Origin of the sequence: Carnobacterium sp. AT7 (assembly GCF_000171855.1) — a bacterium.
Classification (GTDB): domain Bacteria; phylum Bacillota; class Bacilli; order Lactobacillales; family Carnobacteriaceae; genus Carnobacterium_B; species Carnobacterium_B jeotgali.
In genome coordinates this window covers 1-13,495 of the sequence record NZ_ABHH01000022.1, presented here as the reverse complement: position 1 = coordinate 13,495, position 13,495 = coordinate 1, and the positions used below count along the sequence as shown (strand labels likewise).

Here is a 13,495-nt window from a genome sequence, read left to right as displayed (position 1 = left end):
AAGAACTAATAAAACGCAACTATTTTTCAGCGACAAAAAAAGACCCTTTAAAGGATCTTTTAAGGTTTCTTTAGCGGTCACCATTAAAAATTGAATTTTTAACAATCACATAATCCACTTTACGAATCGATTCTACATCGTTTCCACCCGCATATGAGATAGAAGATTGTAGATCTTGTTTCATTTCCAATAATGTCTCAGCGATGTCACCTTTATATTCTACAAGGATCTTTTTGCCTTCAACATTTTTGTGTTCGCCTTTTTGGTATTCAGAAGCACTACCAAAATATTCTTTGTACATTTTGCCGTCTTTTTCGATCGTTTTTCCTGGAGATTGGTCATGTCCTGAGAATAAAGATCCCATCATTACCATAGATGCTCCAAAACGAATTGATTTAGCAATATCGCCATGATCTCGTACTCCGCCATCCGCAATCAATGGTTTTCTTGCAGCCTTAGCACACAAACGCAAAGCTGCTAATTGCCAACCACCAGTACCAAATCCGGTTTTTAATTTTGTGATACATACTTTTCCAGGTCCAATACCCACTTTAGTTGCGTCCGCCCCAGCATTTTCTAACTCACGAACAGCTTCAGGAGTACCAACATTACCCGCAATCAAAAATGTTCCTGGCAAGAACTTTTTGATGTGGTGGATCATATTAATTACTAAATCAGAATGCCCATGAGCAATATCGATTGTAATGTATTCTGGTACTAGATTTTCTTTCGCTAATGTTTCAATAAAGTCATATTCTGCATCTTTTACACCTACGCTAATAGAAGAATATAATCCTTTTTCATTCATTCGTTGGATAAAAGGAATTCTGTCTTCTTCATCGAAACGGTGCATAACATAAAAAAAGTTATTTTCTGCTAACCAAATAGCTAATGTTTCATCGATAACTGTTTGCATATTAGCCGGTACAACTGGTAAGTTAAATCTTCTACCGCCAAATTCAATTGTTGTATCACACTCGGATCTACTTCTTACAATACTTTTATTAGGGATAAGTTGGACATCTTCATAGTCAAAAACTTTCATCTTTTCCTTAACCTCTTTCTCTTATAGCTCTAATTTTTAGGCAATTATTTGTTTTTTATACAGGATCGTAAAACACGAACATTATTTCTCGTTGTTTTATTAATATTTCGTCCCTAAGACAATTTACACTATATTTAGAGGTTTGTCAAAGTTGTCCATCCCTTTTTATGCAAATACTAAAATTAAAATGTAGTTTCCCCGTCTTTCTAACACTAATCTGAAGCGACTAAATAAGCTGACAAATTTAAAATTTGTCAGCTTATTGTTAATTTTTAATTGTTTTTATTTCTTTATTTCTTCTTAACGTAAATTTATTTGGGACGGGATCGTATCCTCCCTTAATAAAAGGATGACATCTTAAAATACGAGCTGTTCCCATTACTGTTCCTTTTACAACACCATGTTTTTCAATGGCTTCAATGGCATAATGCGAGCAGGTTGGATAATAGCGGCAACTTGGTTGAAATAAAGGTGAAATTCCTTTTTGATAGCCTTTAATACCAGCAATTAATACTTTTTTCATGGTTTACCTCCTACCGAATTACATTATAGCCATAGCGTTCAAATTTGTAAAGCAATCAAGATTATTTAATCAATTGCTTTTCGAAATTCAATAAAATGAATCGCATTCGTATTTAACAAAGCATAAAAAGACCATTCTTCATTTAAATATTCATCTTTAATATCTAGCGATGGATTAATCGACTGAACGATATGATCCATCAATTCGTGGTCAATACCGTATTTACTGTTTAAATTCCACCATTTAGAATACAACCCGCCATTATCACGATCAAATTTTAATGTTCGAATCTGATAATTGCCCGGTTTTATTCCTGTAAGATGAATGTGCAATTCTTTGCTTCTATTTTTTACAAATAATTCATTTATGGAATAACGCGGACTGAATTGTCGCTCATTGAAAATAATCAGCTGATAACCATCTTCATTTTCAGTCATAATATAATCGTTTCCGCTTGCTATCACATTACCTCGTAACCGTTCTTTAAAACGCAAGGTATAAAAAATCGGGTGTTTTTCATTAAAAAAATGAAATAAATCTAGACTATCTACTAAATTATTCGTACATCTCTCTACACGTTCATGAATTTCAGTGTTAATCCAAAATCCAATCCCTTCTACTTCACCTTCTAATTCCAAAATCTTTTTCAAGATTAATGCTCCTCTAAAGAAAGTTCCATTTATATAACGAGTATTGCCGGTTAAAATGTTCCAATTAATAAGAAACAACGGCCTATCCATTTGATGTTGATGCATGAATATTTTTATTTCTTTTGTTTTGTCTGTAATATAACGATGACTTTTAGCAAATTCTTCTACATTTATATCATTAAAATTGATTATGTCATTTTGATCTGTTTCATACCCTATAAATTCAATCTTACTAGCATGTTTAATCTGCCATTGTTGATTTTCTGGCAATTGCACTTGTTTTTCATCAAACGGAAGAAATGTTCCAACTTTCATTTTTTCTGATTTGTTTTTGATTACTTGCCAAACCTTTAAGTAGATCCGTTCTATTTCGGTTGACTCAACTGAATTATCTTCTTTGCTATAAAATAAAATTTGCCATTTTTCTACAAATTCACGCCCGAAAACTTGAAGAGCATGTTGAATAAACTGATCAATTTTCTTAATATAATAATCTTCATTCTGACTAATTTGTTTATACTCTAGCTTCAAAAATAAGTAGATTCCTTGTTCTTTTAAAAAATGCAAAACAATATCAGAATTAGCATATATCGGCGAACTAACCGGTACTTCGGGTGTTTCAGATTCGATTAAAAACGGTGTTTCTTCAAAGATTTTTTGAATTCCAACAAAGTCTACTCTTAGCTGCTGTTTAGCCAAAATCAACTGTTTTTTTACATTTTCATTCAATAATTCTTTTAGTTCGCCAATAAATACGATATGTTTTTCCCGTTTTAATTCTTGTTTCCCATCACAATTCAACACAATCTGGCGTTCTTCAAGTTGATTTTCATCAATCGTGTAGCTTTGATTGCTTCCTACATCTAAATAGCTAGCTAGTCGATCTAAAATAGCCGGAGAATCAAGGATTGTCTTAGCTTCAACTTTATTAATTAGAGCTTCATGCTGTTCCAATTGCTCATGTTGATGTTCTTTTCGATATTGAGCCGGTGTCTGTTGGTAGATCATTTTAAAAACAACCGTATAGTTTTTGGCAGTTGAAAATCCATTTTTCATTGCTATTTGAAATAAATTATCTGATGTATACAATAAATCATCTAGACTATGCTTTACCCGAACTCGATTTAAATAATTTAAAAATCCCATGCCTGTCATTTGCGTGAAATAACGAGATAAGTAAGAAGAAGATAAATTTTCATGCTCTGCTAACTCAGATAAGGTCAACGGCTCTGCATAGCGTTGTTCGATCAACTGAATAAGGCGGGCAATTCTTTCATCACTTGTATCTACGCCTTTCCAATGTGGCGCTTCTTTTTTAAAAAAGCGCGTCATCATTAACATGATTTGATACAAATTGCTGCGAATTTCTAATGTGTTGCCTTCTTCTTTTCTAGAATCGGCAATCATGATTTCAGCTACCAAATGTCTTAGTTGAGCAATCACACCTTCTCTGCCAGGATCTAGTTCCTTAGAAAAGCAGTCAAAATTGTAATGGAAATAATCTTTATAATGCGTCACAAAAAACTGACTAGAAATGCTAAGTGAAATAATGCAACTATCTTCACTTCCCATGACAGAATAATTATTTGTGCGATTAACAACTAATATATCGCTTTCTGCCATTTCAAAATTACGTCCTCCAAATGAAATAGTTGCAGAACCTCTTATTACAAATAAGAGCCTTGTTCCATAATACCGTTGAGGAGCAGAATAACGGACGTTTTCCATTTTAATGTCATAGTCTGCTGCACTTTCTCTTTTCATCTTCACTACTCCTCCTTTTTTCCTATTATACCTGTTTTGACCCAACAATCGATACCCTAATTCTTCAGAACAAAAAAAGACAGCTGCATTTTTACACAGCTATCTCTAGTTCGTTAGCGTTTCATTCTACTCTTACTCATTCCAATTGCGCGGACTCCATAAGGTCCCATCTAATTCGCCTTCCATCTGGCGAATCCGTTCAACTTGCTCATTGATTAAGTCCTTCGCTGACTTTAACAACGCTTTTTGCTTATAATCCCGACTCGTTTGAATGACTCTTTCCAATTCTAGAAGCAACCATTCTTTTTGTTCCACTTCATTCGCCTACCTTCGTTCTTTTATCCAGTTTAATTCATTTGATCTAAAAGCATTTTCAATTCGTCGATTGTATCCCGATTTTCTTCAATAAATTCGACCGTTTGCTCTAGTATAAATTGATCGCCTTCATTTAATTTGCTTAAATCTGTCATTTGTAATTCTTGAATAAACCACTTTTCACGTGCCTCTAAACTGTCATCTTTTTCTCGAGTCAAGTATTGCTGGTAACGAATCAATAAAGCCATCTTTTGTGTTTCTGTCAAATAGCTAAATTGAAAAATCGGCAATGATTTAAGAAATATCATTTTTGTCTTAAGAGCTAGCGCTTGATAAGGTTTAGTTAGTTCATCAATACTGAAAGCTTCACGCCCTCCAGGTTGATATTCTTCCTTTTTCACACCAATTGTTAGGACTAAGCCAAATTCTTTTCCAGTTAAAGCTTTCCCTTTTTTCCCATAAGCAAATCCATCTGTTAATACATCATCTTGCCACTTTTTTAACAATGCTGGAGAGCTATACCAATAAAGTGGGAACTGAAAGATAATTCGATCATGTTCCTTGAGTAGTGCCTGTTCTTTTGGGACATCTATCTTGAAATCCGGATACAACGATTCCAAATGGCGAACGGTTATATTCGTATCATTTGGGATTGAACTTAATAGATATTGTTGGCTTCCCGACTCCATTATGTCAGGATGAGATATAATTACTAAAGTTTTCACTAGTTACCTCCATTTTTTATCAAAACTACTCTTTAAAATATTCTAGCATATCTTCTTTCACTACAGATAATAAAGGTAGCTGTTGAATAGGAATCAGCTCTATATCTAAAGCAGTCAATACATTTTCTAAATAACTGGCAATCTTAACATAACGATTTGTCTGTACAACAATCTTAGGTGGTCTTCCATTCTGTGCCAAAATTAATTGAATGATAATACGTTGGATTTTTTCAGCATCTTTTGGATTAATAAATTCACTACAAATCACTTCACCATTTTCTGAATCTGCCACAATCAATAAACTAGGAAAGATCGGACGTCCACCATTTGGAGGTACAACTGGAACACCAACAAAGTCGATATCCAACTCCCATACCGTATGCTTCATTTTTTGGTTATTCACTCGTTTCATTTCAAAATCCGTTATTTTGATTGCAGCATACTCAATCTTACTAACGGATATCCCTTTTAAAATAACTTCGGGTACAGCATACAAGCCATCTCTATAAGAACCATCTGTTTTATATGTGCGCATTAAAATTTCATAACTTTCTTGTTCTTTTTCATAAAAATCTAAAGATGTCCGAAATGCATTTGCCGTCTCGATTAACTTTTCAAAAACAGCTATCAAAAAAGAAACATCACTCTCATTTAGCGTAACCGGATAATATCCTGGTTTGTAATCGGTAAAGACTGGCCAAGCTTTTTTACCTCTGAAAGTAACACCACTAGCTTTTATTTTTTCATACTCTTCTTTTGGAATTTCTTGTCGGTCTTCAAAATTAATAGAGATGCATTTTTGTACCTGTAGCATTTCCATTGCTGAATCGTACTCAGCACGTGTGCTCATTTCAAAATAATAAGACAGTTCTTCCAAATCACGATAAATCAAAAAACCAAAATTTTGTTCAGCTTTTCCTAGTACTGAAATAAAAACAGGATCCTTACGATTAGGCAATTGAATACCAATAATATCGTTATCCCAATAATCTTTCCAAAAGTTAGCTTGATAAAGCTGCTTTACTAGTAAATACAATTGCAGTTGATTATTCATCGTATAATCTCCTTCATTTTCAATTTCTTAATTCTTCGCTTTTTTTTGTACATTAGAGAATACAATTTTAGAATAGTCGTCTTATCTACTAACAGTATACCAAAACAATAAACAACCAACTCGTTATTTTTCAGTATTTCACTTCATTAAATGTTTATATTTGTTCTATACCTTAAAAACGGTTACACTATTAGTGAAACTATTTTTAAATTACTTTAGGAGGTCTGGAAAATAATGAAAAAAATTATCAATGATCCAGCAAATATATTAGATGAAATGTTAAATGGCTTAGTTTTCGCTTATGAAGATTTAGTTGAACGTTTGCCAGAAACATCGGTCATCCATCGTAAAGTTGAAAAAAGTGGAAAAGTTGGATTAGTAAGTGGTGGTGGAAGTGGTCATGAGCCAGCTCATGCAGGGTTCGTTGGAAAAGGAATGCTATCAGCTGCCGTATGTGGTGAGGTATTTACATCTCCAACTCCTGATCAAATTTTAGAAGGCATTAAGTCTAGTGATGAAGGAAAAGGTGTTTTCTTAATTATTAAAAATTATTCTGGCGATGTCATGAACTTTGATATGGCGAAAGAATTGGCAGAAATGGAAGATATTGAAGTTGATTATGTAATCGTAGATGATGATATCGCTGTTGAAGACAGTACGTATACTGCTGGTAAACGTGGGATTGCAGGCACGGTTTTAGTTCATAAAATTTTAGGTGCTGCAGCTGAAAAAGGGTTATCTTTAAAAGAAATTAAAGCATTAGCCGATAAACTTATTCCGGCTATCAAATCTTTAGGCGTAGCATTAAATCCTGCTACTGTACCAGAAGTTGGCAAACCAGGGTTTGATTTAGAAGCTGATGAAATCGAATTTGGCGTAGGAATTCACGGTGAGCCCGGCTACCGTAGAGAAAAACTTCAACCTTCTGCAGCATTAGCTAAAGAACTTGTCACTCAATTGAAAAAAGAATTCCAATGGGAAAAAGGCGATTCTTATGCCGTTTTAGTTAACGGTATGGGTGGTACTCCATTAATGGAACAATTCATTTTCATGAATGATGTAAAACAATTATTAGCAGACGAAGGGTTAACTTTATCCTTTAGAAAAGTCGGTGACTACATGACTTCTATTGATATGGAAGGTTTATCTTTAACATTAGCTAAAATTGAAGACTCTAGCTGGTTAGAGTATTTAAACGCACCAGTAACGACTATAGCTTGGTAAAGAAAGGATGACAAAATTTTATGTTAACAAAAGAAACGACAAAAAAATGGTTAGAACTTTTCATTGCACAAATTCTAGAAAATAAAGCTTATCTCAGTGATCTAGATACAGCTATTGGTGATGGCGATCATGGAAATAATCTTGCTCGTGGAGCCAATGCATTAACTGAAGCTTTAGAAACTAAGAATCCTGAAACATTAACGGATCTTCTTAAAACAACTGGGATGACTTTAGTTAGTAAAGTAGGAGGCGCTTCTGGTCCTCTACTAGGGTCTGCATTTATCAGCATGGCTAAAGCTAGCCAAGACAGTGATGACTTAGCAACGGTCTTACAAGCTGGATTAGAAGGTATTCAAAAGCGTGGGAAAGCTGTAGCCGGAGAAAAAACAATGGTGGATGAATGGATTCCTGTTATTGAAGCTGTAAAATCGACTAATTTAACTGTTGATTTGATTGAAGAAGCGGTTGAAAAAACCAAAGATATGAAAGCAACTAAAGGACGCGCTTCATATCTAGGCGAACGTTCTATTGGTCACATTGATCCTGGTGCTATGTCTAGCAGCTATCTCTTCAAAACAATGGTGGAAGCGGGTGTTTATGGTGAGTAAAAAATATGGTGTATTGCTTGTTTCTCATGTAGCTGAAATTGCTGAGGGATTAGCTAAATTAATCAGTGAAGTTGCTAAAGATGTTACTGTTAAAAGTGCTGGTGGAACTCCTGAAGGTGGGATTGGAACGAGTTTTGATCGAATTGAAGAAACCTTGTCTTCATTTGAAGAAGAAACGATCCTTGCTTTTTATGATTTAGGCAGTGCTAAAATGAATTTAGAACTCGCTATTGAAACTTCTGATAAAACGGTCACTTTATACGATACTGCTTTGATTGAAAGTGCCTATACTGCAGCTGCCTTGTTGCAAGCAGAAGCGCCAATAGAAGCTATTGAAGAACAATTGAATACATTAAAAATCAAATAAATTTTAAAAAAAACGTTCACTGCAAAAGCGCAGTGAACGTTTTTTGTCTACATAATGCTGTTCCTAAAATAGGATGGCTGCTTCATTTCATTTACAAAAATGACAATTGCTCTTACTATTTATACTGGGTCTTGATGCCTAAAAAGAGCCTACCTACACCCTTTCCCAGCTTAAATTCTTTTAGTTTGTTTTAGAAATCGTTTGATTTTTATTTTCATGCAATTTTCATGAAAATATTTCTTATGCAACTCACTTCATTTGTGTATACTTAATTTTAGACACAAAAAAGGAGTTTTTATTATCAAAGAATTTACAGAAGACAGATTGCCCAGAAATGCCAAAGAAGGAATACTTTACGGTGCTATTATTTGCGCGATATCCGCACTAGTTATGAGTGCAGTAAATATCAGCTTAAATTTTGGGAAATTTGATACACAAGTTGCATTGATTATTCTTAAAGCATTCCCATTTGCTTTTATTATCGCCATGTTAATGGAAAATTTTATCGTAGGGCGCATTGCAGAAAAAATGGTTCACAATTTTTCTGATGCTAATGACAGCTTTAATGCAAAAATATTATTTACAGTCTTTTTCACTGTTATCGGAATGTCATTCACAATGACTATCATTGGAGATATGCTTGGAAACGGCATTAGTTTAGCTTCTTTTGCCGCATTGTCTCATTGGCCAAGAAATTTTTGTATCGCTTTATTCTGCGAATTATTGCTTGCTCAACCACCTGCTCGTTTTGCTATGAAAAAAATACATTTACGTCAAGAAGAAAACTTGACTGTAAAAGACAACTCTTCTATCGATTTTGATTAAACCATTTAGTTAATAATCATCATAAAAACGGATAATACGCCATCTTAATGAGGGTGTGTTATCCGTTTTTTAGGCTCTATACTTTTTAGTGTGGATAGATTAATTTAGTTCATGCTTAACACTTCTGCAGGAATAGGATTGCTTGTAGCCCTGTAAAGTATTCAATGCGAATTACATCGCCTTAACGCTTTAGCGATTAAGCGGTGTTTGAGGCTTGAAAGATCTTAAGACTTTAGGCTTAAGACGGTACCAGGGCTCTTACAAGCAAATCCGTCTATTCCGAAAGAATTTTTTGAAGCAGCCACACTATTTGACGAAGAGCCGTTTTTTATTCATTTAAGAGATTTACAACTATTTATTTATTTTTTCTTTTAGATTTATGTTTGAATACTCGAGTAGCTTCTACAGCTGCTTGCCAACCGGCATACAAATCTTCACGCTCTTCTTCATCCATATTTGGTTCAAATGTAGCATCTTTTTCCCAGTATTTTTTAATTTCATCTTGATCTTTCCAAAATCCTGTTGCTAGTCCCGCCAGATAAGCAGCACCTAAAGCTGTCGTTTCACTGATTTTAGAACGCTCAATTTTAGTGTCTAAAATATCAGCTTGGAATTGCATCAAGAAATTATTTTTTGATGCTCCACCATCTACGCGTAATGTTTTAATTGGAATACCTGATTCTTTGTTCATTGTATCTACAACATCTTTGGTTTGGTAAGCCAATGATTCAAGTGTCGCTCTGATGAAGTGCTCTTTCGTTGTCCCACGTGTTAAACCAAAGACAGCACCACGAGCATCTTGATCCCAATACGGAGCACCTAATCCTGTAAATGCTGGTACTACATAAACATTTTCTGTTGAGTCTACTTTTTCAGCGTATTTTTCAGATTCAGGAGCTGTTCTAAACATTCTCATGCCATCTCTTAACCACTGAAGTGCTGATCCAGCTACAAAAATACTACCTTCTAACGCATACGTAATCTCGCCATTTATGCCATAAGCAATAGATGTAAGCAAACCGTTCTCAGATTTAATGGGTTCTTTTCCAGTATTCATGATGATAAATGCACCTGTACCATACGTATTTTTAACCATTCCTTTTTCATATCCTACTTGGCCGAATAAAGCAGCTTGCTGGTCACCAGCCATACCCGCAATTGGAATTTGTCCACCATAAAAATGTTCTGGAATTGTTTTTCCATATACTTCTGAAGAAGATTTTACTTCTGGCAGCATTTCTTTTGGAATGTCTAATAATGCTAAAATATCTTCATCCCATTTAAGGTCATAAATATTAAACAACATCGTACGGCTGGCATTTGAATAATCCGTAACATGTGCTTTTCCACCTGTTAATTTCCAAACCAACCAAGAATCGATCGTTCCAAATAGTAACTCGCCTTTTTGAGCACGTTCTCTTGATCCTTCAACATGATCTAAAATCCATTTAATTTTAGTTGCTGAGAAGTAAGAATCAATCACTAATCCTGTTTTATCTTTAATTAATTTTGTGTGCCCATCTTTTTTTAATTGATCTGCAATATCGTTTGTTTGTTTTGATTGCCATACGATAGCACGATAAATCGGTCTACCCGTTTCTTTGTCCCAGACAACGGTTGTTTCACGTTGGTTGGTGATACCAATACTATCAATATCCGATGGTTTCAATCCTGATTCGATCAATACACCTGCAATAACTGTTAAAACTGAAATCCAAATTTCGTTCGCATCATGCTCTACCCAACCTGGTTGAGGAAAATGTTGCGTGAATTCTTTTTGAGAACTCCACTTAGGGTTTCCTGCTTTATCAAATATAATTGCTCTCGAACTAGTAGTACCTTGATCAATTGACATAATATATTTTTTTGTCATTTTATTCCCTCCATTAATAGAATGCGCTTACAATCCGTGTACTCTTAATGTACTGCTAAAAAAGATAGTTGTAAAGCGTTTGCTCTCAGTGTTTCATAAAAAATAAAACCGTTTTATACCCTTGCATATTTTTCATCATTTATCGCGAACTTTAATCGTTCAGTTAAGTTATTTTTGCGCTTATCAAAATTTAATCGCCAACAAATAAGCAGCCCTTTAGTATATCAGGCTGCTTATTTCCACTTATTCCGCTTCTATCCAAGTCCATTTATAACTATCTGGACCAAAAACGCGTTTGTAATAATCGTTGACCTTAGGGTTTAACAAATAAGAATCCGCTGATTGATATAGTGGTGCAAGTGCAGCATCTTCCCCTAAAGCAACTTTTTCAATATCTACTAATGTTTCCCAACGGGCTTCGTCATCATCGTAAGTTGCTTTTGCTTTATCAACTAGCGCATCGACAGCTGGATTTGAATAGTTCATCCGGTTAATATCTGTATCAAAACGTTCTACATAATTGATTGGATCTGCAAAGTCGGCAATCCATGAATTGACAGCCATATCGTAATTGCCTTCACGTACCGTTGTTAATTTCATACTGAAAGGCATACTTCTCAATTTAACCGTTAATCCTGGCAAGTTCTTTTGCAATTGGTCTTGTAAATATTCAGCCAATCGTTTTGAATCTTCTGTATCAGAAGTGATCAATTCCAATTCAATAGTATCTGTTCCTAATTCAGAAAGGCCTTTTTCCCAAGCTTCTGTAGCCTTTTCTAAATCGTAAGGCAATAAATCCCCTGCATCTTCACGGTAATCTGCACCGGTTGTCGGATTACTTGCCAATCCAGCTGGAACAAATCCATCAATAGAGGCTGATCCGTCTTGTAAGACATTGTTAACATAGCCTTCTTTATCAACTGCTGAGGCAATCGCTAAACGAATATTGGGATTGCTTAATTCAATCGTTTCTTCATTATTTAAGTTGTTCATCTCAATATAAAACGTTGTTGCATTTAATGATGAATGAAAATTAGGGTCTTCACTATACTGTGAAACAAAACTTCCAGATAAAAAGGCAATATCGGTATCGCCATTTTCATATAAATTCAACTCAGTAGTAACTTCTTTAATTACATCAACACTTATAGTATCTAACGTGACTGAATCAGCATCCCAATACTCTTTATTTTTTTCAAAAGTCCAACCTACACTGCTTGCTTGATCCCATCCCTCTAATACAAAAGGACCATTATAAATTAGGTTTTCATTCGTGCTGCCATATTCATCACCTTGCTCTTGGGCAAATGCTCTATTTTGTGGGAAGAAAAATGGCAAAGTTAATAATTGGTCAAAATAAGGTGTCGGTTGCGTCAACGTAATTTCTAATTCTGTATCGCTGATTGCTTTGATACCTAAATCAGTTGGCTCTGCTTCATCATTTATAATTTCTGTAGCATTTTGAATCAAGCCATCAAACATATAAGCATATCCACTTGCCGTTTCTGGTGCCACGACTTTTTGCCAAGCGTAAACAAAATCATCTGCCGTTACAGGTTCTCCATTAGACCACACAGCGTCTTTTCGTATCTCAAAGGTATACGTTTTTCCATCTTTGCTGATAGTCGGCTCTTTCGCTGCCACACCTAAGATAGGTTCAGCATCTGGCCCTAAAACATATAATCCTTCGAATACATTATTCATAACGGTAAAACTTGTTAAATCGGTTGCTAAAGCTGTATCCATAGAGGGTATTTCTGAGGAAGCTGTTAAGCGCAATTCTTGTTTATCGGCTAAATTCTTTTCTCCATCCGCTTGAGAACTCGCAGTTGAAGATCCATCAGAATCCGCGTCTCCGCAAGCTGCTAATAACAATGTCAAACTAAGTATACCTAAACCCTTTAATTGATTTTTCATTTATTTTCACCCTTTCATGTCTGTTTTATAAATTTATGTGTACCTTTAAAAAAAACGTCTAACTGCGCATAATTCTTTTTGATACGTTGTTCCCTCAAGTTTAGTAATCATTACTTTTGATCCAGGAGTTTGCGAATGAATCATTTGATCATCGCCTAAATAAAGACCTACATGATGAACTTCTCCATTGCCTTCCTCGTAAGCAAAAAATAATAAATCTCCTGGAATTGCTTCTTGATAGGTATAAACAGCTCCTTCAAAAACTTGTTCTTGAGCATCCCGGCTCAGCCAAATATCAAAAGTCCGAAACAAGGTATAGACAAATCCAGAACAATCAAATCCTGCTGCACTCGTTCCCGCCCAGGCGTATCTCAAATCTAAAAAAGATTTTGCTAGCTCGATTATTTGTTCGACAGCATTGATTTGCGTGTTATCCACTATATGAGCTTTTTCTTTTGAAATATAGCAAATCCCATCTGGAGTGAGAAGTTTGTAGTGGGTAGACGTCTCTTCTACTAAAGGTAAAATCGTACCAATCGAAACAACTTGCGCAATTTGTGTCTCATTTATAAAATTGAGTGTTGCCGTTGGTTGGCTAACCACAA

13 protein-coding genes are annotated in these 13,495 nt (G+C 35.0%); 4 read left to right on the top strand and 9 right to left on the bottom strand.

Features of this window, described 5'->3' with window-relative positions; genetic code table 11:
- Positions 1-70: 70 nt before the first annotated feature.
- The 6 genes from guaC to CAT7_RS08700 form a co-directional block, all read right to left on the bottom strand.
- Positions 71-1,045, bottom strand: a complete 975-nt coding sequence (guaC, locus tag CAT7_RS08725) for a GMP reductase (protein WP_007724568.1) — start codon at positions 1,043-1,045, stop codon at positions 71-73.
- Between the two features lie 265 nt (positions 1,046-1,310).
- Complete coding sequence (yidD, locus tag CAT7_RS08720) at positions 1,311-1,568, bottom strand: membrane protein insertion efficiency factor YidD (protein ID WP_007724566.1); 258 nt, start codon at positions 1,566-1,568, stop codon at positions 1,311-1,313.
- Between the two features lie 65 nt (positions 1,569-1,633).
- Positions 1,634-3,982 (bottom strand): helix-turn-helix domain-containing protein, encoded by a 2,349-nt coding sequence (locus CAT7_RS08715; RefSeq protein ID WP_007724564.1) that lies wholly within the window; start codon positions 3,980-3,982, stop codon positions 1,634-1,636.
- A 132-nt stretch (positions 3,983-4,114) separates the two neighbouring features.
- Positions 4,115-4,297 carry a hypothetical protein gene (locus CAT7_RS08710; protein ID WP_007724562.1) on the bottom strand — a complete coding sequence of 61 codons (183 nt, stop codon included), beginning with the start codon at positions 4,295-4,297 and terminating at the stop codon, positions 4,115-4,117.
- Between the two features lie 32 nt (positions 4,298-4,329).
- Positions 4,330-5,022: an NAD(P)H-dependent oxidoreductase gene (locus CAT7_RS08705; protein ID WP_029277993.1), complete on the bottom strand. Its 693-nt coding sequence runs from the start codon at positions 5,020-5,022 to the stop codon at positions 4,330-4,332.
- Positions 5,023-5,047: 25 nt separating this feature from the next.
- On the bottom strand, positions 5,048-6,076 hold the full coding sequence (locus CAT7_RS08700; protein WP_007724558.1) for a DUF7309 domain-containing protein: 1,029 nt from the start codon (positions 6,074-6,076) through the stop codon (positions 5,048-5,050).
- A 234-nt stretch (positions 6,077-6,310) separates the two neighbouring features.
- Between CAT7_RS08700 and dhaK the strand changes: the two genes are divergently transcribed.
- From dhaK to CAT7_RS08680, 4 genes are all read left to right on the top strand, one after another.
- Positions 6,311-7,300 carry a dihydroxyacetone kinase subunit DhaK gene (gene dhaK, locus CAT7_RS08695; RefSeq protein ID WP_007724548.1) on the top strand — a complete coding sequence of 330 codons (990 nt, stop codon included), beginning with the start codon at positions 6,311-6,313 and terminating at the stop codon, positions 7,298-7,300.
- 20 nt (positions 7,301-7,320) lie between these two features.
- Positions 7,321-7,908: a dihydroxyacetone kinase subunit DhaL gene (dhaL, locus tag CAT7_RS08690; RefSeq protein WP_007724546.1), complete on the top strand. Its 588-nt coding sequence runs from the start codon at positions 7,321-7,323 to the stop codon at positions 7,906-7,908.
- Entirely contained in the window at positions 7,898-8,275 is a 378-nt protein-coding gene (gene dhaM / locus CAT7_RS08685) for a dihydroxyacetone kinase phosphoryl donor subunit DhaM (protein ID WP_007724544.1), read from the top strand. The genes dhaL and dhaM overlap by 11 nt, the downstream gene beginning before the upstream one ends.
- 324 nt (positions 8,276-8,599) lie before the next feature.
- Entirely contained in the window at positions 8,600-9,100 is a 501-nt protein-coding gene (locus tag CAT7_RS08680) for a DUF2798 domain-containing protein (protein ID WP_035019572.1), read from the top strand.
- Positions 9,101-9,455: 355 nt separating this feature from the next.
- Here the strand turns inward: CAT7_RS08680 and glpK are convergent, their stop codons facing one another.
- From glpK to CAT7_RS08665, 3 genes are all read right to left on the bottom strand, one after another.
- Positions 9,456-10,973, bottom strand: a complete 1,518-nt coding sequence (gene glpK / locus CAT7_RS08675) for a glycerol kinase GlpK (RefSeq protein WP_007724540.1) — start codon at positions 10,971-10,973, stop codon at positions 9,456-9,458.
- 243 nt (positions 10,974-11,216) lie between these two features.
- The gene (locus CAT7_RS08670; RefSeq protein ID WP_007724539.1) at positions 11,217-12,890 is read right to left on the bottom strand and encodes a peptide ABC transporter substrate-binding protein; all 1,674 of its coding nucleotides are present in this window, start codon (positions 12,888-12,890) and stop codon (positions 11,217-11,219) included.
- A 45-nt stretch (positions 12,891-12,935) separates the two neighbouring features.
- Positions 12,936-13,495, bottom strand: a 560-nt coding sequence (locus tag CAT7_RS08665; RefSeq protein WP_035019568.1) for a C40 family peptidase, incomplete at its 5' end; no start/stop codon positions are given.

Bases quoted from the DNA above. Each gene is read 5' to 3' on its own strand.
- dhaM (WP_007724544.1), top strand. From the start codon at position 7,898: ATGGTGAGTAAAAAATATGGTGTATTGCTTGTTTCTCATGTAGCTGAA.
- yidD (WP_007724566.1), bottom strand. From the start codon at position 1,568: ATGAAAAAAGTATTAATTGCTGGTATTAAAGGCTATCAAAAAGGAATT.
- CAT7_RS08715 (WP_007724564.1), bottom strand. From the start codon at position 3,982: ATGAAAAGAGAAAGTGCAGCAGACTATGACATTAAAATGGAAAACGTC.
- dhaL (WP_007724546.1), top strand. From the start codon at position 7,321: ATGTTAACAAAAGAAACGACAAAAAAATGGTTAGAACTTTTCATTGCA.
- dhaK (WP_007724548.1), top strand. From the start codon at position 6,311: ATGAAAAAAATTATCAATGATCCAGCAAATATATTAGATGAAATGTTA.
- CAT7_RS08670 (WP_007724539.1), bottom strand. From the start codon at position 12,890: ATGAAAAATCAATTAAAGGGTTTAGGTATACTTAGTTTGACATTGTTA.
- guaC (WP_007724568.1), bottom strand. From the start codon at position 1,045: ATGAAAGTTTTTGACTATGAAGATGTCCAACTTATCCCTAATAAAAGT.
- CAT7_RS08700 (WP_007724558.1), bottom strand. From the start codon at position 6,076: ATGAATAATCAACTGCAATTGTATTTACTAGTAAAGCAGCTTTATCAA.
- glpK (WP_007724540.1), bottom strand. From the start codon at position 10,973: ATGACAAAAAAATATATTATGTCAATTGATCAAGGTACTACTAGTTCG.